The organism is Streptomyces sp. NPDC092296 (genome assembly GCF_044755465.1).
In the GTDB taxonomy this organism is placed as follows: domain Bacteria; phylum Actinomycetota; class Actinomycetes; order Streptomycetales; family Streptomycetaceae; genus Peterkaempfera.
Genome location: NZ_JBIVRB010000001.1, coordinates 1098267 through 1121132 on the forward strand (window position 1 = coordinate 1098267; position 22866 = coordinate 1121132).

Sequence of the window (22866 nt, forward strand, 5' to 3'; positions counted from 1 at the left end):
GGAACTGCGCGAACAACCCCACCAAACCCGCACCAGGCCCCCGTGCCCAGCCCGGCACCCCCGTCAGGGGCGCGGGGAACTGCGCGAACAACCCCACCAAACCCGCACCAGGCCCCCGTGCCCAGCCCGGCACCCCCGTCAGGGGCGCGGGGAACTGCGCGAACAACCCCACCGAGCCCGCACCAAGCCCCAAAAGCCAAAGAACCCGCACACCAAAATCAGCGCCCCGCAACGCCGCACCCAGCGGAGCGCGAGTACCACCAACGCCCCCGGCCCAGCCCCCGAAGCCCAGCCCCGAGGCCCGTCAGGCCGCGTCCTCCACCTCACGCCGCCGCAGGGCGTACAGCAGCCCCCCGCCGACCACCAGGAACGCCGTACCGCCCAGCAGATAGGGCGTCGTCCGCACACTGCCGGTGTCGGCCAGCCGCAGCCCCTCCACGCCCGCCCCCGCCGCCGCAACGGCAGGCCGCGCGGCCGGGACCGGCTTCGCCGCCGCGACCTCCTCGGAGCCCGTGGAAGCAGCCGAAGCCACCGGCCCCAGGACCAGGGCGAGCAGCACCGCACCGCCGACCGACGCCCCGGCGATCGCCAGCGGACTGTGCTTCGCCACGTGTCGCCGGGCCACCGGTGCCTCCTCACGTCGTGTCCGGCCCGCTCGGGCCGTCCGCACGATCGTAGTGAGCCCGCGCCCGGATGGGTAGCCGAAGCCCGGTTGGGTAGCCGAAGCCCGGATCGGCCGGTGCCGCACCCGGCCCGCCACTGGCCTACCCTCACTTGCATGACCAGCACCGACATGACCGACGACGACGTCCAGCCCCGCTATGTACGCCTGCACATCGAACTGATTGCCGAGATCACCGACGAGTCGGCCCTGAAGGCCGCCGCCCTGCGCCAGGTCGAGGCCGACTCCTACCTGGACGACGAGGAGCGGGCCCAGGCCGTGGAGGCCATCGAGGTCGACCCGGCGGGTTCGCTCGCCCACTTCGTCGACCCGGTACAGCTGCTCGGCGACGTACCCGGCGTCGAGCTGACCCAGGCCACCTGGGAGTCGGGCCAGGCCGAGTTCGACCCGGAGAGCGAGGACTGGGACCTGTACGAGTCCGAGGAGGACGCCGCCGGGGCGTGACCCGTACCCGTCCCCCCGTACCCGCCCAGCGCCGGTCCGGGGGGACGGGCACCCCGGCGCGCGCCCCCGGGGTGCCCCCGCCGCCCCGGCGGGCCCGGCGGCCCGGACGGATCGGCACCCCGTGAATGGGTAGAACCGTACGGACGACGAGGAGCACCAGGGAGACGGCGACGTGACGGCACCCGAGAAGCAGCCCCCGGCCACCACCCGCGACTGGACCCGCCGCAGCCTGCTCGCCGGGCTGGCCGCCGCCCCGGCGGCCCTGCTGGCGGCGTGCAGCAGCCCGGACCACCCGGCCCCGCCCCGGGCGGGACAGACCCCCGGCGCCGGTCCGGGCGGCAGCGCCGCCGCCTCCCCCCGGGTCTCCACCGCCAGGGTCACCGTCAGCCCCGCCGACGGCACCCGCGACGCCGACTTCGAGCGGGGCGTGACCATCACCGCCACCGGCGGTCGGCTCACCTCGGTCAAGGTCACCGACGACAGCGGCCGGCCGGTGCCCGGCACCATGTCCGCCGACTCCACCCGCTGGCAGTCCACCGGGAGGCTCGGCATATCCGCCCGGTACGCGGTCACCGCCGGCGCGGTTGACCCCGGCGGACTGCCCGCCGAGGCCGCCGCCACCTTCACCACCAAGGCCGCCGACCACACCTTCGTCGGCTTCTTCACCCCCGAGGACGGCTCCACCTCCGGCGTCGGCATGCCGGTGTCGATCAACTTCAACGCCCCGGTCCGCGACCGCAAGGCCGTCCAGCAGGCCATCACCGTGACCGCCGACCCCGATGTGGAGATCGTCGGCCACTGGTACGACGACACCCGGCTGGACTTCCGGCCCGAGCAGTACTGGGCACCCGGCACCCGGATCACCCTGCGCCTGCGGCTCAAGGACGTCGAGGGCGCCCCGGGCGTGTACGGCATCCAGTCCAAGGACGTGCACTTCACCATCGGCCGCAGCCAGATCAGCGTGGTCGACCTGGGCAGCAAGCGGATGACGGTCCGCCGCGACGGCCGGGTGACCGCCACCTACGAGGTCTCCGGCGGCAGCCCCGAGCACACCACCTGGGCGGGCCGGATGGTCATCTCCGAGCAGCACCTGAAGACCCGGATGAACTCCCGCACCGTCGGCCTCGGCGGCGAGTACGACATCCCGGATGTGCCGCACGCCCAGCGGCTCACCACCTCCGGCACCTTCATCCACGGCAACTACTGGGCCGCCCCCTCGGTCTTCGGCCACCAGAACACCAGCCACGGCTGCATCGGGCTGCGGGACGTCAAGGGCGCCAAGGACCCGCACACCCCGGCCGCCGAGTTCTACGCCGGGTCGATGCTCGGCGACGTGGTGGAGGTCGTCCACTCCGGCGACCGCGTCGTCAGCCCCGGCAACGGGCTCAGCGGCTGGAACGTCCCCTGGGCCGACTGGAAGGCCGGCAGCGCGCTCTGACCCGGCCGTTGGCAGTTTTCCGACGCAGCACGGCAGTGCCGCCGCTGGAGGGCGCCCGCCGAGCGGCCGCATCCTGGGACGGTGATCATCACCCCTGACACCAAGGACTGGACCTGGGTGCTGCGGCGCCCCTGCCCCGACTGCGGCCTGGACACCGCCGCCGTCGACCCCACGGCCGTCGCCGGCCTGCTGCGCGCCAACGCCGCCGACTGGACGGCGCTGCTGGCCGCCGCCACCCCCGACGCGCTGCGCCGCCGCCCCCGGCCGGACGTCTGGTCGCCGCTGGAGTACGCCTGCCACGTACGGGACGTCTTCCGGATCTTCGCCGTCCGGTTCGAGCTGATGCTCACCCAGGACGGCCCGCTCTTCCCCAACTGGGACCAGGACGAGACCGCCGTGGCGGACCGCTACGCCGAACAGGACCCCACCCGGGTCGCCGGCGAGCTCGGCGCCGACGCCGAAGCCCTGGCGGCCATCCTCGACCGGGTCTCCGGCGACCAGTGGCACCGTACGGGCGACCGCAGCGACGGCGCCCACTTCACCGTCGCCACCCTCGCCCGCTACTGCATCCACGACCCCATCCACCACCTCCACGACGTCAACCCCTGACCGTCCCCCCCGTCCGGACCCGAGGACGCAGCCGGCCGGAGCGCCCCCCGGCGCCCCGGCCCGCATCGCATCCCGTGACTCAGTGCCCGGCGCCACCCTCACGCGCGTGCTTCGGCAGCAGGAACGCCGCGAAGAAGGTCAGCAGCAGCATCCCGTCGACCACCCAGAGGATGATCCGCATCGCCTGCCCGAAGCCGTTCCGGAAGGCATCCGTACCGCCCTGCTGAACCGCCTGCGCGATCACCGCCCCGGCCTGCGGAGACCCTGCGGCTGCCCGGCCTTCCCGCTCAAGCCGTACGCAGGAGGCCGGCGTCGCGGCACCGTCGTCGGTCCCCGCCCGGTCGCGGACGCAGGCCCGCAGGTCGCTGACGATGGCGTCCTGAGCGGCCCCGGTGACCTGCACCGCCGCCAACTGCGCGCGGAGCTGCGGCGCGTGGTCGTCGGCTGCGGAGGTCACCCCGCCGCCCAGCAGGCTGAAGAAGACCGTGCCCAGCAGCGCCACGCCGAACGCGGAGCCCAACTGCTGCACCGCCGTCAGCGTGCCGGACGCCGAGCCGGTCTCGTGCGGCTCCACGCTGGCGAGCACGGTGTCGAAGAACGGGGCCATCAGCAGCCCCATGCCCAGCCCGGTGACCAGCAGCGCCGGGATGAGCTGCCACGGGGTGACCCCGGCGCCGACCGCCTCCAGGGTGAGCCAGATGCCGAACACACCGCCCGCCATGACCAGCACGCCGCCGTGCAGCACCCGGCGGCCGAACCGCTGCACCGCCTGGGCCACGCCGAAGCCGCCGACCATACCGACCGACCAGGGCACCATGGCCAGACCGGCCCGCAGGGTGGAGTAGCCGAGGCCCAGCTGCGTGTAGAGGTTGAAGACCAGCATGAAGCCGTTCATGCCGGAGAAGAAGACCAGACCGACGACCAGACCGCCCCTGAAGCCCCGCTTGCGGAACAGGCTCGGCACCACCAACGGGTCGCCGCCCGCCCGGCTGCGGCGCGCCTCCCAGCGGCCGAAGGCCACGAAGAGCAGCACGGAGCAGGCCATCATGGCGAACGTCCAGAGCGGCCAGCCCAGCTCGCGGCCCTGCACCAGCGGGTAGACGATCAGCAGCGCGGAGACCGAGACCAGGAACATCCCGGGCACGTCCAGCTTGAGCGGGTGCGGGGACCGGCTCTCCGGCAGGAAGCGCAGCGCCCCGAACAGGGCCGCCAGCCCCAGCGGCAGGTTGATGAGGAAGATCATGCGCCAGCCGGTGCCGAAGTAGTCGGCCTGGACCAGCCAGCCGGCCAGGATCGGGCCGCCGACCGCCGACAGCCCCATCACCGGGCCGAACATGCCGAACGCGGCCTGCATCTCCTTGGGCGGGAACATCTCCTTGATCATCCCGAGGCCCTGCGGCAGCATCACCGCGCCGAACAGGCCCTGCACCACCCGGGCGCTGATCAGCATCTCCGGCGACTGGGACACCGCGCAGAGCAGCGAGCCGGCCGTGAAGCCGACCGCGCCTATCAGGAACATCCGCTTGCGGCCGTGGATGTCGCCCAGCCGGCCGCCGGTGATCAGGCCGACGGCCATCGACAGGGTGTAGGCGGCGGCCAGCCACTGGATGGTGTTGGCGCTGCCCCCGAGGTCGGCGCGCATCGAGGGACCGGCGATGTTGGAGACCATGGCGTCGAGGAGGTCCATCACCTCGGCGGCCAGGATGACGAAGAGCGCGGCCCAGCGCCACCGGTAAGGGGTGGGCTCGTCGGCTGCTGCCAGGTTGTCGGGTGCGACCCCGGTGGTGGTCATGGAAGGGCTCCCTCGTTGGTGAACAGCGTTCAGCGTAGCTGATCGCTGTTCACCCCGTGAACAGTGTTCTGGTGCCTTGCCACGATATAGCGCATCCATGCCGAGTATCAAGCTATATCGCGTCTCTTTCCAGATCGCCGTTCAGTCCGGCCGATCACTGTTCACCCCACCGGTTTAAACTTGGCCGTATGAGTGACGCGGCGCCCCCAGACCCGGACCGCTCCCTGCCGAAGTCCCCCTGGGAGCGTTCGCGCAGACCTGCCGCCGTCACCCGGGTGCCGCTCACCCGCGAGCGGATCGTCGACGCCGCGTACACCGTGCTGGACCGCGAGGGCCTGGACGGAATGAGCATGCGCCAGGTCGCCGCCCAGCTGGGGGTGGCCGTCTCCGCCCTCTATGCGCACGTCAGCGCCAAGGACGAGCTGCTGGAGCTGATGTACACCCGGATGTTCGAGGGCTACGAGCTGCCCGACGCCGACCCGGAGCGGTGGCAGGAGCAGATCAAGGAGTACGCCCGCGAGGGCCGGGCGCGGCTGCTGGCCCACCGTGACCTGGCCCGGATCTCCATGGCGCATGTGCCGTTCACCTCGGAGCTGCTCCCGCAGGTGGAACGGCTGCTCGCCATCTTCCGCACCGCCGGGGTGCCCGACCGCATCACGGCGGTGGCCGGGGACGTCCTCTCCACCTACATGGACGGCTTCGCCCTGGAAGAGGGCGTCTGGGCCGACCGGATGCGGCGCGAGGTGGGCTCGGACGACCCGGCGTCCTGGCGGAAGATGAAGTCCGAGCTGGAGGAGTACTTCGCGGCCCTGCCGCCGGACCGCTTCCCGCATCTGGTCGCGCTGGGCCGGCTGATGTCCGATGAGACCCAGGACGACCGCTTCGAACTGGGCTTGGAGATCATCGTGCGCGGCATCGCCAGCTACCTCGACGACGGCAAGAACGACAGCGAGAGCGACGGCGGGAGCTCGGCCTGACCGGCCATGCCGCGGCCTCCGGGGTACGGAAGCCCCGGAGGCCGCAGTCGAACAGCGGGCGCCCCAACAGCAGGTACCCCAACAGCGGAGCCGCCGTCAGTCGCCGTCAGCCGCCGTCAGCCGCCCACCAGCGCCATCCGGCCGCCGTCCGGCCGCGCACCGCCGCCGGACCGCCCGGCCGCCAGTGCCCCGAGCCGGGCCGCCGAGGTGCCCAGCCCGCTGGGGCCGCGCAGCAGCCGACCCGGCTCCGCCAGCCCGGCGTTGCGCCGCAGCTCGGCCTCCTCGTACCGATGGCAGCCCTGGTGCCAGGTGAGGATGCCGGCCATCCAGTCCTGCAACTCCTCCGCGTACCCGGTGAGGGTGCGGCGGGCCTCGGCGTCGAGTGCGAACTCGTCGTATAGTGCGGGCAGTTCGACGGAGACGATGTGCTCGAACTGCTGCATCCGGGCGGTCATCAGATCGTTGACGACGGTCAGCGCCCGGTCGAGGCCGCAGTCCAGGAAGTGCTGCACCACCAGCACCGCGTTGTGCACCTCGCCCTCGAACTCGATCTCCTTCTGGTACGAGAAGACGTCGTTGAGCAGGCAGGCGTAGTCGGCCGCCGAATTCTCCATGGCCTGGATCGGGCGGCTGCGGTAGACCTCGGGCGGTACCGTCTTGCCGTGGCCGAGCCGGCAGAGGCTCATCGTCAGGTCGGAGCCGAAGGTCATCCGCCGCATCTCGATGTAGTCGATCGGATCGGGGATGCGGTTCTGCATCTGGTTGGCCAGCTCCCACAGCCAACTGCTGGTCATGTCCTCGATCGCGGTGCGGAACCTGCGGCGGGCCTGCCCGGTCATCGGCCCCGCCGTACGGGTCCACAGGTCGGCCAGGCCGCGCTCCAGCGCGTTGGCCGGCTCCGGCATCGGGGAGTCGTCCACCGGCATGAAGGTCGACAGCCGGGCGTTGCAGACCTTGGCGCCGGTCATGTCCAGGGTGCGGCCGAAGACCACCGGGAAGTAGTCGTCGCCGTACGTCCCCCAGGTGAGCCAGCCGGTGGTCAGGTCCAGCTCGGCCTGTGAGGCGTCGGGGTGGATGCCGGCCGAGCAGAGGGCGAAGTCGAAGCTCCACAGCTTGTGGGCGTCCCAGATGCCGGAGCCGGGCACCCCGGGCACGGCGTCGTCCAGCATGCCCATCCGGCGCCCCCAGTCCATGATGGCGCGGCGGGAGGCGTTCAGATGCGGGCTCAGCCGGGTGGTGTACGGCATCCGGAAGTCCGGCAGCGGCACCGGACCCACCACCTGGTGCGGGACCCGGGTGTGCCGCCGCAGTCGGCGCGGCGCCGTCGCCGCCACCGAGGTCAGCAGCCGGGCCGCCGAGGTCCCCAGCCCGGTCGGGCCGCCCAGCGCCTGCGCCGCCGGGGAGGAGCCGCCGGTGCTGCCGTTCATGTAGCGGCTGGACCGCATGTGCCACTCATGGCCGCCCGACTGCCAGTCCTGGAGGCCCTTGACGTACGCCAGCACCTTCAGCCGGGCCTCGGCGTCCAGGCCGTGTTCGGCGAAGAGCGGCTCCAGCTCGGTCAGCGCGGTGTGCTCGAACTGCTGCATCCGCGAGGTGAGCAGCTCATTGACGGTCTCGGCGGCCTGCTGGGTGTCGCAGCCGAGGAAGCGCTCCACCACCAGCACGCCGTTGGAGAGCTCGCCCTCCTCCTCGATCTCCCGCTGGTAGGAGAACAGGTCGTTCCGCAGGTGCACCCCGTCGGAGAAGGTGTCCTTGAGCACCCGCATCGGGCGGCTGGCCGCGATCACGGCGGGCACCTCGGCCCCGGCGGCGTGCTCCACCAGCCCGGCCGACCAGGGCGCCCCGCCGACCTTGCGGCGCATCTCGATGTACTCGACGGGGTTGGAGACCCGGCCCTCGTTGATGTTCGACAGCTCCCAGAGCGACTCCTCCAGCAGGTGCTGGGTGCTCTCGGCGAAGCGGCGGCGCCAGTCCTCCGACATGCTGGGCACCGTACGCGCCCACAGGTCGGCCAGCCCCTGCTCCACCGCGTTGGTCGGCTCGGCCGGCTCGCCGCCCGGCTGCACCGGCATGAAGGCGGGCAGCCGGTCCAGGTACTCCTTGGCGCCGACCATGTCCCGGCTGCGCTTGAAGACCTCCAGGAAGTGGTCGTCGAAGAAGAACACCCACACATACCAGTCGGTCACCAGCGCCAGCTCCGCCGCCGAGGCGTCCGGATGGGTGTAGGCGCAGAGCAGGGCGTAGTCGTGCGAGTCGAAGTCGTCCTCGTCCCAGATGCCGGAGCCCTCGATCATCCGCATCTCGCGGGCCCACGCCTTGGAGTGCTCCCGGGCGCTCTCCAGGTGCGGATTGAGCCGCGCCGGATAGGACAGGTAGAACTCCGGAAGCGTGAATGGTTGCGGCATCTGCGCCCAGCCTCTCTTCGTGGTCCTCCGGGCCCCGGGCGCGCCGGAACCGCGCCGCGACCGGTCCTGCGGTACGGGTACGTCCCCCCCGGCCCCGTGCGGCCCCGCGCAGCACGGGACCCGCGGGCCACCCGGTGACCCGCCGCTCACGCTAGGCGCCCCGCCCCCGCCGGGCCATGGACATCGCCCCTTGCCGACCGATCGGGTGAATCTCGGCCATTCCGCCATTAACGATCAAGGAACATGCCCATGGCGCCTGGTCGCGGTCCGCACACTGGTCGACGGGCCGCCGGCCCGCCGCTGCCTCGCTCCCGTACGCGGCGGCGACGGCCGCGACGGCCGCGACGACCGTCCACGTCATGGACGGCGGCGCCACTCCGACAGTCTGAACAGGCGAGAAGTTCCTGATCGGTGGCCGGGCGGTCAGCGTCGTGGGTGCCGACGAGCAGAACCCTCGGACTTCAGAACCGTCCGGCGACCGACGCCCCGTAGGCCACCCACCAGGGCTGACGGGGAATCAGCGCCGGGTTTCGTCCCGAAGTTCCGCAACCGCCAGTTCGGTCCGGGCGAACAGCCAGGGGAGCCTGGGTTCCAGCACAGGCCGAAGCACTCGCTGCACAAACCCCAGGGACAGGATGGTGGCGAGGGAGAACGCGATGACCGTGAGCACGATCTCGCCGAGCGGCGTCCACCAGAACTCGGGGGACCACCAGTGCAGCAGTGTGCCGCCGTAGGTGACGAATGGGTGCAGCAGGTAGGCGTAGAGACTCCTGCTGCCCAGGGCGGTGAACCAGGTGCGGCGGGTGGGGACCAGCGCGAGGAAGGCGATGCCGAGCACCAGCGCCGCCGCAGCCAGGGCGAGGTTGTCCAGCATCCAGCGCGGATAGCTGACGTGCAGGCTCTGGTGGTCGAAGTGGCGCATCAGCCAGCTGAGGTTCTGGTCCGTCCCCCGGAGGTAGATCGCCGCCCCGGCGGCCGCGAACACCAGCAGGGCGAGCGGGCGGGCCGCCCTGCTGGCGCGGAGGCGCGCGAAGTACTGCGGGCGGAGGTGCAGCCCGAGGACGAAGTACGGCATGAACTGGAGGACGCGCGGAAGGTCGAGGGTCGCGCCCAGCGGATACGTACCCGCGACCAGGCAGAGCGCGACTGCCAGGGTCAGGCCGGCGGACGGGCGCAGGGCCTTCCACAGCGGGGTGGTCATCCGCCATACGAAGAGCGCCGGCAGGAACCACAGGTGGTACAGCGGGGTCAGCATCCGGATCGGCGTCCAGGAGTCGCTGAGTGCGTTCACCCAGACGCTGAAGAGCACCTGGACGACCAGGTAGGGCACGACGACCCCGGTGAGCAGGCGCTTCCACTGGTCCGGGCGGCCGGTGAAGCTCCGGGAGAGGAACCCGGTGATCACGACGAAGACCGGCATGTGGAAGGTGTAGACCAGCTCGTACGCCGCCGTGACGGCCTTGGAGTGCCAGGCCATGGTCCCCCAGGTGTGACCGCAGACCACCAGGGCGACGGCCAGGTACTTGGCGTTGTCCATGAAGGGGTCGCGCACCCGGGTGGCGGGGGACTGCTGCTCAGGGCTGTACTGCGGCGGCATGCGCACGGCTGCCTGATCGGTCATCTGATGTGTTCCCCGTATGCGAAGTGCGCACTGACGCCTGGCTGAGAAGGCTTATGAATAGCACACAGGTCCGGTTCCATGTCGGTGCCCCTACGAAGCCCGCAGCCGCCCGGCAGTCGCGTACTCCCGGGCGGCCGGGCTGGGGTCAGCCGCTGGCCGGGTCAGCTCTCGGTGCGGGCGACGCCGATGGGGCAGGAGGCGCCGGTGCCGCCGAGGCCGCAGTAGCCGGCGGGGTTCTTGTCCAGGTACTGCTGGTGGTAGGACTCGGCGGGCCAGAAGGGGCCGGCCGGGACGATCTCGGTGGTGATCGGGCCGTAGCCGCGCGCGGTCAGGACCGGCTGGAAGGCGGCGCGGGTGGCCTCGGCGGCCGCCTGCTGGGCGGGGGAGTGGGTGTGGATGGTCGAGCGGTACTGGGTGCCGGTGTCATTGCCCTGCCGGAAGCCCTGGGTCGGGTCGTGCGCCTCCCAGAACACCTTCAGCAACTCTTCGTACGAGACCCGGGCCGGGTCGAAGACGACGCGGACGGCCTCGGTGTGCCCGGTGAGGCCGCTGCACACCTCCTCGTACGTCGGGTTGGAGGTGTGGCCGCCCTGGTAGCCGACCAGGGTGGTCCAGACGCCGGGCACCTGCCAGAAGCGGCGCTCGGCGCCCCAGAAGCAGCCGAGACCGAAGTCGGCGGTCTCCAGGCCGGCCGGGTACGGGCCGAGCAGCGGGTGGCCGAGCACGGTGTGCCGGTCGGGGACGGCGAAGGCGGGCTCGGCGCGGCCGGGCAGGGCCTCCTCGGCGGTGGGGATGCGGTTCTTGAAACGGTTGAAGATCATGAGCGGCCTTCGGTCGGCGCGGACGAGCCGCAGCGCGGTGGACGGGTCCTGTCCTGTCCTGCGTCAACGTGCGGGGCGGAGCGGGAATTTCCGGCCCGGCGCGGTGAGCGTCGGCCCCGGCGGGTACGGCGGGCTACGCTCGGGAACCATGAGCGACCAGCACGGGCAGCAGTACGCCTTCGAAACCCTTGCCATCCATGCGGGCCAAGAGGCCGACCCGCAGACCGGGGCGGTGGTCCCGCCCATCTACCAGGTCTCCACGTATAAGCAGGACGGTGTCGGCGGCCTGCGCGGCGGCTACGAGTACAGCCGCTCCGCCAACCCGACCCGTACCGCCCTGGAGGAGAACCTGGCGGCGCTGGAGGGCGGCCGGCGCGGGCTGGCCTTCGCCTCCGGGCTGGCGGCGGAGGACTGCCTGCTGCGTACGGTACTGAAGCCGGGCGACCACATCCTGATCCCCAGCGACGCCTACGGCGGCACCTTCCGGCTGTTCTCCAAGGTGCTCCAGCGCTGGGGCGTGGAGTGGTCGGTGGCCAACATGCACGACCCCGAGTCGGTCCGGGCCGGCCTGCGCACCACGACCAGGGCGCTCTGGGTGGAGACGCCGAGCAACCCGCTGCTGGGCATCGCGGACATCGCGGTGCTGGCCCAGATCGCCCGGGACGCGGGCGCGCTGCTGGTGGTGGACAACACCTTCGCCAGCCCCTACCTCCAGCAGCCGCTGGCGCTGGGCGCGGACGTGGTGGTGCACTCCACCACCAAGTACATGGGCGGCCACTCCGACGTGGTCGGCGGCGCCCTGATCACCGCCGACGCCGGGCTCGGCGAGGAGCTGGCGTACCACCAGAACGCCATGGGCGGGGTCTCCGGCCCGTTCGACGCCTGGCTGGTGCTGCGCGGCATCAAGACCCTCGGCGTCCGGATGGACCGGCACAGCGACAACGCCACCCGGATCGCGGACATGCTCACCGGCCACCCCAAGGTGGTGCAGGTGTACTACCCGGGGCTGCCGGACCACGAGGGGCACGAGGTCGCGGCCAAGCAGATGCGGGCGTTCGGCGGCATGGTGTCCTTCCGGGTGGCCGGCGGCGAGCAGGCGGCCGTGGACGTCTGCGGCCGGGCGCAGCTGTTCACCCTCGGGGAGTCGCTGGGCGGCGTGGAGTCGCTGATCGAGCACCCGGGCCGGATGACGCACGCCTCGGCGGCCGGTTCGGCGCTCGAGGTGCCCGCCGACCTGGTGCGGCTGTCGGTCGGCATCGAGTCGGCGGACGACCTGCTGGCGGACCTGGCCCAGGCGCTGGGCTGAACGGTCCTGGGCTGAGCGGTCCTGGGCTGAGCGGTCCTGGGCTGGGCAGCGGGCGGCGGTGCCGGGCCGGTCAGCGGCTGGGCACCGCCGCCTCGTCCGGGGCGCCGCCGCCGGTCGAGTACGACTCCAGCGAGAGGTTGAAGCGGGCCAGCAGCTCGCAGAAGGCCTCCCGGTCCTCCTGCGGCCAGTCGGAGAGCAGCCGGCGGACCAGCTCCTGGCGGCTGCTCCGCACCTCCTCCAGCCGCTCGCGGCCCAGCGGCGAGAGCCCCAGGAAGACGGCCCGCTTGTCGTCCGGGTTCTGCACCCGCTCGACCAGGCCGGTGTCCACCAGCGGGGCGACCTGCCGGGTCACCGTGGAGGAGTCGATCCCCATCGCCTCCGCGAGCGCCTTCACGCCCATCGGGCCCTGCCAGTCCAGCCGGTTGAGGAGCAGGAACGCCGCCCGGTCCATGGAGTTGCGCTGGGCGCCCACGCCGCCGATGCGGACCTGTTCGACCCGGCGGGCGAAGATCGCCACCTGGTACTGCAGACGGTCGTGGAGGGTGTGGTCCGTGGTCATGGCGGCTCGCGATGTTCAGTCGGTGCTGTGCGCCTGCGGTCCTGGGGACCGGGCGCCTTCGAGGGTACGTGAGTCGACCCTGCCGGGGTAACGCTCCGAACAGCGTGAACTTCTCCCCGGCGGCACCGGGCGTCGCCCCGCGCGCGGGCTCGCCCGCGCCCTACGCTGGTTCCATGCGCAGCTGGACGATCACCGTGGACGATGTGCGCGGTGCCCACAAGATGCTGGCCGGGGTGGCCCGGGTGACCCCGATGGAGGGCAGCCGCTACCTCTCCGCGCTGATCGGCGCGCCGGTCCACCTCAAGTGCGAGAACCTCCAGCGCACCGGCTCGTTCAAGCTGCGCGGCGCCTATGTGCGCATCGCCGGGCTGTCCCCGGTGCAGCGCGCGGCGGGCGTGGTCGCGGCCAGCGCGGGCAACCACGCGCAGGGCGTGGCGCTGGCGGCGTCCCTGCTGGGGGTGCGCTCCACCGTCTTCATGCCGGTCGCCGCGCCGCTGCCCAAGGTGGCGGCCACCCGCGACTACGGCGCCGAAGTGCGGCTGCACGGGCTGAACGTCGACGAGGCGCTGCTGGCCGCCCAGGACTACGCGGAGACCACCGGCGCGGTCTTCATCCACCCCTTCGACCACCCCGACGTGGTGACCGGCCAGGGCACGGTCGGCCTGGAGATCCTGGAGCAGTGCCCGGAGGTGCGCACCATCCTGGTCGGGGTGGGCGGCGGCGGGCTGCTGGCCGGGATCGCCGCCGCGGTGAAGCCGCTGCGCCCGGACGTACGGGTGGTGGGGGTGCAGGCGGCGGGGGCCGCGGCGTATCCGCCGTCGCTGGCGGCGGGCCGCCCGGTGGGCCTGGAGAGCTACGCCACCATGGCCGACGGGATCTCGGTCGGCCGGCCGGGCGATGTGCCGTTTGCCGTGGTCAACGCGCTTGCCGACGGGGTGCGGACGGTCACCGAGGACTCGCTCTCCCGGGCGCTGCTGCTCTGCCTGGAGCGGATGAAGCAGGTGGTGGAGCCGGCCGGGGCCAGCCCGGTCGCCTCGCTGCTCCAGGAGCCGGAGGCCGCCGAGGGGCCGGTGGTGGCGGTGCTCTCCGGCGGCAATGTCGACCCGCTGCTGATGCAGCGGGTGCTGCGGCACGGCATGGTGGCGGCCGGCCGGTACCTCTCGCTGCGGCTGCTGCTCAGCGACCGGCCGGGCGCGCTGGCGACGCTGCTCGGGGTGCTCTCCGGGGCGGACGCCAATGTGCTGGACGTCGCCCATGTGCGCACCGCGCCCGGCCTGGGGGTGGGCGAGGCGGAGGTGGACCTGCATCTGGAGACCAAGGGTCCGGATCACTGCGCGGCGGTGGTCTCGCTGCTCCGCGAGGCCGGGTACACGGTGCTGCGGCAGGGCTGACCTGCGGCCGGTGTCCGTTGTCGGTGGGATGCGCCAAGCTGTTGCGTGCAGCGGCACCCGGGGGAGCGGGCGTATGTGCGATATTCGCTTGACGCGATACATCGCGTTCTGTCATGGTCGCGATGTATCGCTTTTTCCCGCGCTGCGGGGGACGTGCGCCCCACCACCGACAACGGAGGAGAGAGGACACCATGGCGCCAGCCATCAGAGCGGAGGGACTGGTGAAGTCCTTCGGGGACGTCCGGGCCCTGGACGGGGTCGATCTGGAGGTGCCCGAGGGGACGGTGCTCGGCCTCCTGGGGCCCAACGGCGCGGGCAAGACCACCTCGGTACGGGTGCTCACCACCCTGCTGCGCCCCGACGCGGGCAGCGCCGTGGTCGCCGGGGTCGATGTGCTCAAGCACCCGGAGCGGGTCCGCAGCCTGATCGGGCTCTCCGGCCAGTACGCGGCCGTCGACGAGTACCTCACCGGCCGGGAGAACCTGCGGATGGTCGGTGAGCTGTACCAGATGCGCGGCCGGGACGCCAAGGCCCGCGCCCAGGAGCTGCTGGAGTGGTTCAACCTGGCGGAGGCCGCCGACCGGCCCGCCAAGACCTACTCCGGTGGCATGCGCCGCCGGCTCGACCTGGCGGCGGCACTGGTGGTGCGTCCGCCGGTGATGTTCCTGGACGAGCCCACCACCGGCCTGGACCCGCGCAACCGGATGGCGCTGTGGGAGGTCATCGAGACCCTGGTCGAGCAGGGCACCACCCTGCTGCTCACCACCCAGTACCTGGAGGAGGCCGACCGGCTGGCCCACGACATCGTGGTGGTCGACCACGGCCGGGTCATCGCCCGGGGCACCGCCGACCAGCTCAAGGCGCAGACCGGCGGCGAGCGGGTCGAGGTGGTGGTGCACGACCGCGACCGGATAGCCACCGCCCTGGAGGCGCTCACCCCGTTCGCCAAGGGCGAGCCCGCCGTCGAGCAGCACACCCGCCGGATCACCGTCCCGGTCAGCGGCGGCGCCCGGGTGCTGGCGGACGTCATCCGCGAGCTGGACGCACACGACATCCTCATCGACGACATCGGCCTGCGCCGCCCCACCCTCGACGATGTCTTCCTCTCCCTCACCGGCCACGCCGCCGAGGACGCCGAGGGCGGCAGCGAGACCAGCGGTACCGGCACCGGCAGAAGGGACGCATGACATGGCGGCGACCACCCCTACGGCGATCGGGCACGAGATCCCGCAGCCGCGCGGCGGCGTGGTGCAGATCCTGCGTGACTCCTGGGTCGTGGCCCGGCGCAATCTGCGCCGGATGACCCGGATTCCGGAGATCGTCGTCTTCGGCCTGATGCAGCCGGTGATGTTCGTCCTGCTCTTCTCTTATGTGATGGGCGGCGCGATCCAGGTACCGGGCTCCGGCGGCGGCAGCTCCTACCGGGAGTTCCTGATGGCCGGCATCTTCGCCCAGACGGTCACCTTCGCCACGGCCGGTGCCTCGGCCGGCATCGCGGAGGACATGACCAAGGGCCTGGTGGACCGGTTCCGCTCGCTGCCGATGGCCCGCTCCGCCGTGCTGGTCGGCCGCACCCTGGCGGACGTGGTGCAGACCGCCTTCACCGTGCTGGTGCTGGCCGCGGTGGCGCTGGTGGTCGGCTGGCGGGTCCACGAGGGCGTGCTCAAGGCGCTGGGCGCCTTTGTGCTGCTGCTCCTGCTCGGCTACGCCTTCTCCTGGATCGGCGCGCTGATCGGACTCTCGGTGCGCAGCCCGGAGGCGGCCACCTCGGCCGGTCTGATCTGGCTGTTCCCGCTGACCTTCCTGTCCAACGCCTTCGTCCCGGTCACCACCATGCCGGGCTGGCTCCAGGCCATCGCCTACTGGAACCCGTTCAGCGCCACCGTCCAGGCCTGCCGCAAGCTCTTCGGCAACCCGGGCGTGGACACCTCGCACGTCTGGCCCATGGCGCACCCGGTGGAGGCGTCGCTCGCCTGGTCGCTGCTGATCCTGGCGTTCTTCTCCTGGCTCGCGGTGCGCAAGTACCGCAATGCCATCGCCTGAGCCGCCCCGCCGCGGCTCCACCATGCCGGAGGGCGGTCGCCGGCCCGTTCCATCACGGGCCGCGACCGCCCTCCGGCGGGTCCACGGGCGGGTCAGCCGGAGTAGGGCTTGGCCTCCAGCACCTTCACGGTGGCCTTCTTGCCGTTCGGCAGCTCGTAGGAGGCGTCCGCGCCGACCTTCTTGCCGTTGATGGCGGTGCCGAGCGGCGACTGCGGAGAGTAGATGTCCAGATCGTCGCCGGCCACCTCGCGGGAGCCGAGCAGGAAGGTCATGGTGTCGTCGGGGTCGCCGTCGAAGGCGACCGTGACCACCATCCCGGGGGCGACCACGCCGGAGTCCGACGGCGCCTCGCCGACCTTGGCCTTCTCCAGGAGTTGGGTGAGCTGGCGGATACGCAGCTCCTGCTTGCCCTGCTCCTCCTTGGCCGCGTGGTACCCGCCGTTCTCGCGCAGGTCACCCTCTTCACGGGCCGCCTCGATCTTCTTGGCGATCTCCACGCGTGCGGGACCCGACAGATAGTCCAGCTCGGCCTTGAGCTGGTCATACGCCGCCTGGGTGAGCCAGGTGACGTTTTCGCTGGTCTGGGTCACTGGTGCTCCTCGTCGGTACTCGGCTGTACTACAAAGCAACGCCCGCTCCCGGGCCGACGGCGCGGAAGGGGCGAAACCACGAGCGTAACAATTTCTCAGCGGTGAGGGGGAGTGGCTGACTGCGCACGGCTACCCGCCGGCTGCTGCCCGCATGCCCGCCACCAGGATCGAATATGCCCCATGGGTGTGACAACCCGGATTCCACGCCCGGCCCGGCACCGGCGCGCCGCCGCCCGGGGCCACCCCGGAGCTGGGCTACTCGTGACCCGGGCTACTTGTGGGCCACGCAGCCGACCAGCTCGGCGGTGGTGCCGGCCCGGACGGTGCGGATGGTGACGTCCTTCTCGAAGCTGCTGCCGGCGGCCGGCACCGCCACATCGACCTGGCCCACCACATCGCCGTCCTGCGACTGCGAGCGGAGCGTGCACACCCCGCTCACCCCGCCGCGCTTCTGCACGGACAGATGGGCCTTCACCATCGTGTCGGACACCGGGGTGAAGGTCGGCACCTCCCCGTGCAGCCTGGTCTCCCGGACCAGATAGGAGGTGCCCAGCCAGGCGATCAGGCCCAGCATCAGCGCCCCGCATACGATGGCGGCGACCCGCAGCCGCCGATCGGCCTTGCGGTCGTCGCCGCCGAAGCGCCCGGACCCGTACCGGCCCTCGGGGAGCTTCGGGGCTGTGGTGCTCATCTGGATCGTTCCTTCCCCGGCAAGGCCGCGGAATGTATGGGCCCTCCAGTCCGTCACTATAGGAGGAACCGACCCCGACCGGACGCGGCGGGGCGGTACGCGAAGGATGCGGAAGGAAGCCAGCGTTGACTGAGCAGCTGCGACTGATGGCGGTGCACGCCCACCCGGACGACGAGTCCAGCAAGGGCGCCGCCAGCATGGCCATGTACGTCGCCCGTGGGGTGGACGTGCTGGTGGCGACCTGCACCGGGGGAGAGCGCGGCTCCATCCTCAACCCCAGGCTCCAGGGCAAGCCCGAGATCGAGGACAACATCCACGAGGTCCGCCGCAAGGAGATGGACGCGGCCCGGGAGATCCTGGGCGTCAAGCAGTCCTGGCTGGGCTTCGTCGACTCCGGCCTGCCGGAGGGCGACCCGCTGCCGCCGCTCCCGGAGGGCTGCTTCGGCCTCCAGGAGGTCGAGAAGGCCGCCGAGCCCCTGGTCCGGCTGATCCGCGAGTTCCGTCCGCATGTGATCACCACCTACGACGAGAACGGCGGCTACCCGCACCCCGACCACATCATGACCCACAAGATCAGCATGCTGGCCTTCGAGGCCGCCGGGGACCCGGACGCCTACCCGGGGACCGGCGAGCCCTGGCAGCCGCTGAAGCTCTACTACAACCACGGCTTCCCGATGGGCCGCATCCGCGCCCTGCACGCCTATCTCACCGAGCACGGGCACGAGTCCCCGTACGGTGAGTGGATCGAGAACTGGGAGCAGAGCGGCCGCATCGAGCGGGAGATCACCACCCAGGTCGAGTGCGCCGACTACTTCGAGGTCCGCGACCGCGCGCTGATCGCCCACGCCACCCAGATCGACCCGGACGGCCCGTGGTTCCGCGTCCCGCTGGAGGTCCAGCGGGCGGTCTGGCCGACCGAGGACTTCGAGCTGGCCCGCTCCCTGGTCGACACCACCCTGCCGGAGGACGACCTGTTCGCGGGCGTCACCGCCGACGTACCCGTCTGACCCGGCCGGCCACCGGCAGCCAACCGTGACCCCGGTGGCCCGGCCGCAGCACGGCCGGGCCACCATAGAGAGGTGAGCACCCCCATGACCGACCCCGTCGCCCTCACCCACCTGACGACCCTGGCGTTCGACAAGGACAAGGTGACCCCCGGCCTGCTGGGCTTCGTCGTCTTCGCCGTCCTCGGCGTCGCCACCTGGTTCCTGCTGAAGAGCATGAACCAGCAGTTCGGCAAGGTGAACTTCATCGAGGCCCCCGAAACCCCCGACACCCCCACCCAGGACACCCCCACCACCTGACCCGCCCCACCTACCCCACGCCCCCCGGGCCCCCGGGCCAGGACAGGCCTATGCCGAACCACCTCGCCTGCGCGGGGTTCCCGGCGCTGTTCAATGCCGAGGATGCGGTTGCCCACGTGGTGCCAGTGATCTCGGTGAGGCAGTCGCACCGCGCGGGGACCGCCCCCGAGATGTATAGCGTTCGCTATACTCGCTCTGTGGACGGCGAGTGGGACATCTTCCTGGTGGACGAGGTGCGCGACTGGATCGACAACCTCGACGACCAGGCGCACGCCCGGGTGGTGCAGGCGCTGGACGCACTCGCGGAGGGAGGCCCCGGGCTGGGCCGCCCGTTGGTGGACAGCATCCATGGCTCGTCGATGGCCAACCTGAAGGAACTGCGCCCTGGCACAGTACGGATACTGTTCGCCTTCGACCCGTGGCGCTGCAGCATTCTGCTGGTGGCGGGAGACAAGGCCGGCCGGTGGAACGAGTGGTATCGGGAGGCTGTTCCGCTGGCTGAGCAGCGCTACGAGATCTACGTGAAGGAACGGGCCCAGGCAGAAGGAGGGCGATCGTGAGCGGCTACACGCGCTGGCAGGACATCCGCGCCGAGCACGTTGCCCGCGCCGGCGGCGAGGAGGCCGTGCAGGCGGGCAAGGAAGAACTTCTCGCGGAGATGACCGGGCGCCGTCTGGCGGAGCTGCGGCGAGCCCGAGGGCTGACCCAGCAGGAGGTGGCCGACCGCATGGGCGTCACCAAGGGGCGTGTGTCGCAGATCGAGCGGGGACACATCTCCGGCCAGGACGTCCTTGCTCGGTTTGCCACCGCGCTCGGGGGCCGTCTGCACCAGGCCATCTACTTCGACGACGGGAACATCGCGGCCATCGCTTGAACCGTGTGCTGGACTTTCCGCGCAGATCGCTGTGTCCGCTGCGGAAAGCCAGGCGTGCACACTCTGTCATCCTTCCTGTGCAACCGAGAGATCCCCGGGGAGCACCTGCACAGGCTTGGGCATCTTTTCTCCGCGCTGGAAACGGAGCTGCTTGACCGGCTTCTGGAGTACCCAGGCGTTCCATGCCTTGAGGTAGAGGCCCAGTTGTCCACGGGAATCACTGCGGCGACGGCCGCTGGTACCTGTACCCAGTGAAATCAGGGCATTTCGAAGGGCGAGTCGGGGATCTCCTGGGGAGAGGTCAGCGCCCGTGGTCACGCCCTGCACCCATGACCTCTGATCCACGCCCGGTGATGCTTCCGAAGTGGTGTAGTAACCGACTGCTGCGGCTGTAGGGATGATGAGTCTCTCCCTGCTCATGAGCCGCGCGGTTCCACAGGCTTCCGTCACCTTCTCCCGATTCGCCTCCAGGAAGGTGAGCACCTGGGCGTTGGTGAGCCGAGAGGAATGCCCCTTCCATTCCGCATCGGGCATGGTCTTGAAGAGGTGAATGTGGCGGATGGTCGCAGCCACTAGGGACGAGTCATACTCGCCCTGCATCGCAAGAACCGTCGATGCCGTGCGGGAGCGTCCGGTATCCATCACCGAGAACGTCTCGACAGGAACGTTCTCAAATACGAGTACCGGAACGATTTGACCGGACTGGCGGATGGCGTCCAGGCGATGCTGTCCGTCCAGCAGGCGACTGTCTGCACAGGAGCCTGCAAAGGCGATCCCTTGATGGCTGACGATCCACTCTCCCCTTTGGATCGCCTCCCGGAGAAGCGTGACTCTACCCCTGTCGATGGGGCGATTCGCATGATTGCGAGTCAGCATCTCGGCGGCGACGCCTGGCGAGATATCCATGATGCGTGACGTGAGTGACATTCGTCGGACTGACGTCGCCTGCTGGGTTTCGGCCATGCCGCTCAGTATTGCTCAGGTATCAGCGTTATCGCTTCCCGCTATCGAATCTCGTTGGAAATGATCAGTTCGGTCATTCAGGTGACCTGAATCCCTATAGTTGACGACTGATAGTGACCACCTGGGCCCATGCTGGCTCGGCCCCGCTATTTCGCCAGGCCACCTGCTGATCGCGTGCCCGTGATGTCGTATTCGCCGGTTTCTGGGGGCGGTGTCGGGTAGCGGCGGCTCATGTGGGGGAGGGAGAAAGGCGCGTCGTCCGCCTGGCCGGGTCGCCGTCGTGTGGGACAGTGGAAGCATGAATCGCCTGGTCGACTCCCAGTCGCCCTACCTCCGGCAGCACGCCGCCAATCCGGTGGACTGGTGGCCCTGGGGGGAGGAGGCGATGGCGGAGGCCCGGCGGCGGGATGTCCCGGTGCTGCTCAGCGTCGGGTATGCGGCGTGTCACTGGTGTCATGTGATGGCTCACGAGTCGTTCGAGGACGAGGCGCTGGCCGGGTATCTCAATGAGCACTTCGTGGCCGTGAAGGTGGACCGCGAGGAGCGGCCTGATGTCGATGCCGTCTATATGGAGGCGGTACAGGCGGCCACGGGGCAGGGTGGTTGGCCGATGACCGTCTTCCTGACGGCGGACGGTGAGCCGTTCTACTTCGGTACCTACTTCCCGCCCACGCCCCGGCACGGCATGCCCTCCTTCCGCCAGGTGCTCACCGGGGTCCACGACGCCTGGCAGGAGCGCCGCCCCGAGGTCACCGAGGTCGCCGGGCGGATCGCCGCCGACCTGGCCGGGCGGCCCTCGCTGGGAGCCCCGGCGCGCGGCGGGGCGCCCGACCGCGCCGCCCCCGCCGAGGCCGAGCTGCACCAGGCGCTCCAGGGCCTGGCCCGGGACTTCGACCAGCAGCACGGCGGCTTCGGCGGCGCGCCGAAGTTCCCGCCGTCCATGACGCTGGAGTTCCTGCTCCGCCACCACGCCCGCACCGGCTCCGACCTCGCCCTGCGGATGGCCGAGCGCACCTGCGACGCGATGGCCCGCGGCGGCATCCACGACCAGCTGGCCGGCGGCTTCGCCCGGTACTCGGTGGACGCCGAGTGGCGGGTGCCGCACTTCGAGAAGATGCTGTCCGACAACGCGCTGCTGCTCCGGGTCTATCTGCACCTGTGGCGGGCCACCGGCTCCCAGCAGGCCCACCGGGTGGCGCTGGACACGGCGGCCTTCCTGCTCGGCGAGCTGCGCACCCCGGAGGGCGGCTTCGCCTCCGCGCTGGACGCCGACAGCCCCGACCCGGAGACCGGGAAGCCCACCGAGGGCGCCTACTACGTGTGGACCCCCGAGCAGCTGACCGCCGTCCTGGGCACCGAGGACGGCCACCGCGCCGCCCGGCTGCTCGCGGTCACCGAGCGCGGCACCTTCGAGGGCGGCGCCTCCGTCCTCACCCTGGCCGAGGACCCGGCCGACCTGCCCTGGTACGAGTCGGTACGGGCCCGGCTGCTGGCCGCCCGGGGCCGCCGCACCCGCCCCGCCCGCGACGACAAGGTGGTCGCCGCGTGGAACGGCCTGGCCATCGCCGCGCTGGCCGAGACCGGCGCCCTGCTGGAGCAGCCGGAGCTGGTCGAGGCCGCCCTGGCCGCCGCCGACCTGCTGCTCGCCGTCCACCTCACCCCCGACGGCCGGCTGCTGCGCACCTCCCGCGACGGCCGCCCCGGCGCCAACGCCGGAGTGCTGGAGGACTACGCCGACGTGGCGGAGGGCTTCCTCGCCCTGTACGCGGTCACCGGCGGCAGCGAGTGGCTGGAGCTGGCCGGCGGCCTGCTGGACACCGTGCTGCTGCACTTCGCGGACCCGGCGGGCGGCGGCGCCCTGTACGACACCGCCGACGACGCCGAGCGGCTGATCCGCCGCCCGCAGGACCCCACCGACAACGCCACCCCCTCCGGTTGGACGGCCGCTGCGGCGGCGCTGCTCGGTTACGCGGCGTACACCGGCTCCGAGCGGCACCGCGCCGCCGCCGAGCGGGCGCTGGGCATCGTCGGGGCGCTGGCCACCCGCGCCCCGCGCTTCATCGGCTGGGGGCTGGCCGCCGCCGAAGCGTGTCTGGACGGGCCGCGCGAGGTCGCCGTGGTCGGCCCGGCCGACGACCCCGCCACCGAGGCGCTGCACCGTACCGCGCTGCTGGGCACCGCACCGGGCGCGGTGGTGGCGGTGGGGGCGCCGGGCAGTGCCGAGGTGCCGCTGCTGCGGGACCGGCCGCTGCTGGGTGGCCGTCCGGCGGCGTACGTCTGCCGCCGCTTCACCTGCCAGGCGCCGACCGACGACGTGGCGGAGCTGGCGGTGGCGGTGGGGGCGCACGTGCAGTGA

General features: G+C 71.5%; 22 protein-coding genes. 13 read left to right on the forward strand and 9 right to left on the reverse strand.

Features of this window, described 5'->3' with window-relative positions:
* Positions 1 to 304: 304 nt before the first annotated feature.
* Positions 305 to 625 (reverse strand): LAETG motif-containing sortase-dependent surface protein, encoded by a 321-nt coding sequence (locus ACIQGZ_RS05110; RefSeq protein WP_402599441.1) that lies wholly within the window; start codon positions 623 to 625, stop codon positions 305 to 307.
* A 153-nt stretch (positions 626 to 778) separates the two neighbouring features.
* Here ACIQGZ_RS05110 and ACIQGZ_RS05115 point away from each other — a divergent pair, with 153 nt between their 5' ends.
* The 3 genes from ACIQGZ_RS05115 (at position 779) to ACIQGZ_RS05125 (ending at position 3173) form a co-directional block, all read left to right on the forward strand.
* The gene (locus ACIQGZ_RS05115; protein WP_402599442.1) at positions 779 to 1126 is read left to right on the forward strand and encodes a hypothetical protein; all 348 of its coding nucleotides are present in this window, start codon (positions 779 to 781) and stop codon (positions 1124 to 1126) included.
* A gap of 172 nt (positions 1127 to 1298) precedes the next feature.
* Positions 1299 to 2564, forward strand: a complete 1266-nt coding sequence (locus ACIQGZ_RS05120) for an Ig-like domain-containing protein (RefSeq protein WP_402599443.1) — start codon at positions 1299 to 1301, stop codon at positions 2562 to 2564.
* Between the two features lie 81 nt (positions 2565 to 2645).
* Positions 2646 to 3173 carry a DinB family protein gene (locus ACIQGZ_RS05125; RefSeq protein ID WP_402599444.1) on the forward strand — a complete coding sequence of 176 codons (528 nt, stop codon included), beginning with the start codon at positions 2646 to 2648 and terminating at the stop codon, positions 3171 to 3173.
* Positions 3174 to 3252: 79 nt separating this feature from the next.
* Here the strand turns inward: ACIQGZ_RS05125 and ACIQGZ_RS05130 are convergent, their stop codons facing one another.
* Complete coding sequence (locus ACIQGZ_RS05130) at positions 3253 to 4965, reverse strand: MFS transporter (protein ID WP_402599445.1); 1713 nt, start codon at positions 4963 to 4965, stop codon at positions 3253 to 3255.
* Positions 4966 to 5153: 188 nt separating this feature from the next.
* Between ACIQGZ_RS05130 and ACIQGZ_RS05135 the strand changes: the two genes are divergently transcribed.
* Positions 5154 to 5942 (forward strand): TetR/AcrR family transcriptional regulator, encoded by a 789-nt coding sequence (locus ACIQGZ_RS05135; RefSeq protein WP_402599446.1) that lies wholly within the window; start codon positions 5154 to 5156, stop codon positions 5940 to 5942.
* A gap of 116 nt (positions 5943 to 6058) precedes the next feature.
* Here the strand turns inward: ACIQGZ_RS05135 and ACIQGZ_RS05140 are convergent, their stop codons facing one another.
* The 3 genes from ACIQGZ_RS05140 to msrA form a co-directional block, all read right to left on the reverse strand.
* A complete protein-coding gene (locus ACIQGZ_RS05140) occupies positions 6059 to 8347 on the reverse strand; it encodes a family 2 encapsulin nanocompartment cargo protein terpene cyclase (protein WP_402599447.1) in 2289 nt (762 codons plus the stop codon).
* A 517-nt stretch (positions 8348 to 8864) separates the two neighbouring features.
* On the reverse strand, positions 8865 to 9968 hold the full coding sequence (locus ACIQGZ_RS05145; protein WP_402599448.1) for an acyltransferase family protein: 1104 nt from the start codon (positions 9966 to 9968) through the stop codon (positions 8865 to 8867).
* Between the two features lie 161 nt (positions 9969 to 10129).
* A complete protein-coding gene (gene msrA, locus ACIQGZ_RS05150; RefSeq protein ID WP_402599449.1) occupies positions 10130 to 10789 on the reverse strand; it encodes a peptide-methionine (S)-S-oxide reductase MsrA in 660 nt (219 codons plus the stop codon).
* Between the two features lie 148 nt (positions 10790 to 10937).
* On the opposite strand from msrA, the gene ACIQGZ_RS05155 reads away from it, so the two are divergent.
* On the forward strand, positions 10938 to 12095 hold the full coding sequence (locus tag ACIQGZ_RS05155) for a cystathionine gamma-synthase (protein ID WP_402599450.1): 1158 nt from the start codon (positions 10938 to 10940) through the stop codon (positions 12093 to 12095).
* Between the two features lie 70 nt (positions 12096 to 12165).
* On the opposite strand, the gene ACIQGZ_RS05160 is transcribed toward ACIQGZ_RS05155, so the two are convergent.
* Entirely contained in the window at positions 12166 to 12654 is a 489-nt protein-coding gene (locus tag ACIQGZ_RS05160; RefSeq protein ID WP_402599451.1) for a MarR family winged helix-turn-helix transcriptional regulator, read from the reverse strand.
* A gap of 173 nt (positions 12655 to 12827) precedes the next feature.
* Here ACIQGZ_RS05160 and ilvA point away from each other — a divergent pair, with 173 nt between their 5' ends.
* The 3 genes from ilvA to ACIQGZ_RS05175 all read left to right on the forward strand — a co-directional run bounded on the left by ilvA (position 12828) and on the right by ACIQGZ_RS05175 (position 16088).
* The gene (ilvA, locus tag ACIQGZ_RS05165; protein ID WP_402599452.1) at positions 12828 to 14045 is read left to right on the forward strand and encodes a threonine ammonia-lyase; all 1218 of its coding nucleotides are present in this window, start codon (positions 12828 to 12830) and stop codon (positions 14043 to 14045) included.
* A gap of 191 nt (positions 14046 to 14236) precedes the next feature.
* The gene (locus ACIQGZ_RS05170) at positions 14237 to 15232 is read left to right on the forward strand and encodes an ATP-binding cassette domain-containing protein (protein ID WP_402599453.1); all 996 of its coding nucleotides are present in this window, start codon (positions 14237 to 14239) and stop codon (positions 15230 to 15232) included.
* A 1-nt stretch (position 15233) separates the two neighbouring features.
* Complete coding sequence (locus tag ACIQGZ_RS05175) at positions 15234 to 16088, forward strand: ABC transporter permease (protein WP_402599454.1); 855 nt, start codon at positions 15234 to 15236, stop codon at positions 16086 to 16088.
* Between the two features lie 92 nt (positions 16089 to 16180).
* Here the strand turns inward: ACIQGZ_RS05175 and greA are convergent, their stop codons facing one another.
* Entirely contained in the window at positions 16181 to 16678 is a 498-nt protein-coding gene (gene greA / locus ACIQGZ_RS05180) for a transcription elongation factor GreA (RefSeq protein ID WP_402599455.1), read from the reverse strand.
* Between the two features lie 271 nt (positions 16679 to 16949).
* The gene (locus ACIQGZ_RS05185; protein ID WP_402599456.1) at positions 16950 to 17369 is read right to left on the reverse strand and encodes a DUF4307 domain-containing protein; all 420 of its coding nucleotides are present in this window, start codon (positions 17367 to 17369) and stop codon (positions 16950 to 16952) included.
* Positions 17370 to 17494: 125 nt separating this feature from the next.
* Between ACIQGZ_RS05185 and mca the strand changes: the two genes are divergently transcribed.
* The 4 genes from mca to ACIQGZ_RS05205 all read left to right on the forward strand — a co-directional run bounded on the left by mca (position 17495) and on the right by ACIQGZ_RS05205 (position 19547).
* Positions 17495 to 18376: a mycothiol conjugate amidase Mca gene (mca, locus tag ACIQGZ_RS05190; protein ID WP_402599457.1), complete on the forward strand. Its 882-nt coding sequence runs from the start codon at positions 17495 to 17497 to the stop codon at positions 18374 to 18376.
* 84 nt (positions 18377 to 18460) lie between these two features.
* Positions 18461 to 18673 carry a hypothetical protein gene (locus tag ACIQGZ_RS05195; protein ID WP_402599989.1) on the forward strand — a complete coding sequence of 71 codons (213 nt, stop codon included), beginning with the start codon at positions 18461 to 18463 and terminating at the stop codon, positions 18671 to 18673.
* 197 nt (positions 18674 to 18870) lie between these two features.
* A complete protein-coding gene (locus ACIQGZ_RS05200; protein ID WP_402599990.1) occupies positions 18871 to 19233 on the forward strand; it encodes a type II toxin-antitoxin system RelE/ParE family toxin in 363 nt (120 codons plus the stop codon).
* Positions 19230 to 19547, forward strand: a complete 318-nt coding sequence (locus tag ACIQGZ_RS05205; protein WP_402599458.1) for a helix-turn-helix domain-containing protein — start codon at positions 19230 to 19232, stop codon at positions 19545 to 19547. The genes ACIQGZ_RS05200 and ACIQGZ_RS05205 overlap by 4 nt, the downstream gene beginning before the upstream one ends.
* 66 nt (positions 19548 to 19613) lie before the next feature.
* Here ACIQGZ_RS05205 and ACIQGZ_RS05210 read toward each other — a convergent pair whose 3' ends face one another.
* Positions 19614 to 20510: a hypothetical protein gene (locus tag ACIQGZ_RS05210; protein ID WP_402599459.1), complete on the reverse strand. Its 897-nt coding sequence runs from the start codon at positions 20508 to 20510 to the stop codon at positions 19614 to 19616.
* 298 nt (positions 20511 to 20808) lie between these two features.
* Between ACIQGZ_RS05210 and ACIQGZ_RS05215 the strand changes: the two genes are divergently transcribed.
* The gene (locus tag ACIQGZ_RS05215; protein WP_402599460.1) at positions 20809 to 22866 is read left to right on the forward strand and encodes a thioredoxin domain-containing protein; all 2058 of its coding nucleotides are present in this window, start codon (positions 20809 to 20811) and stop codon (positions 22864 to 22866) included.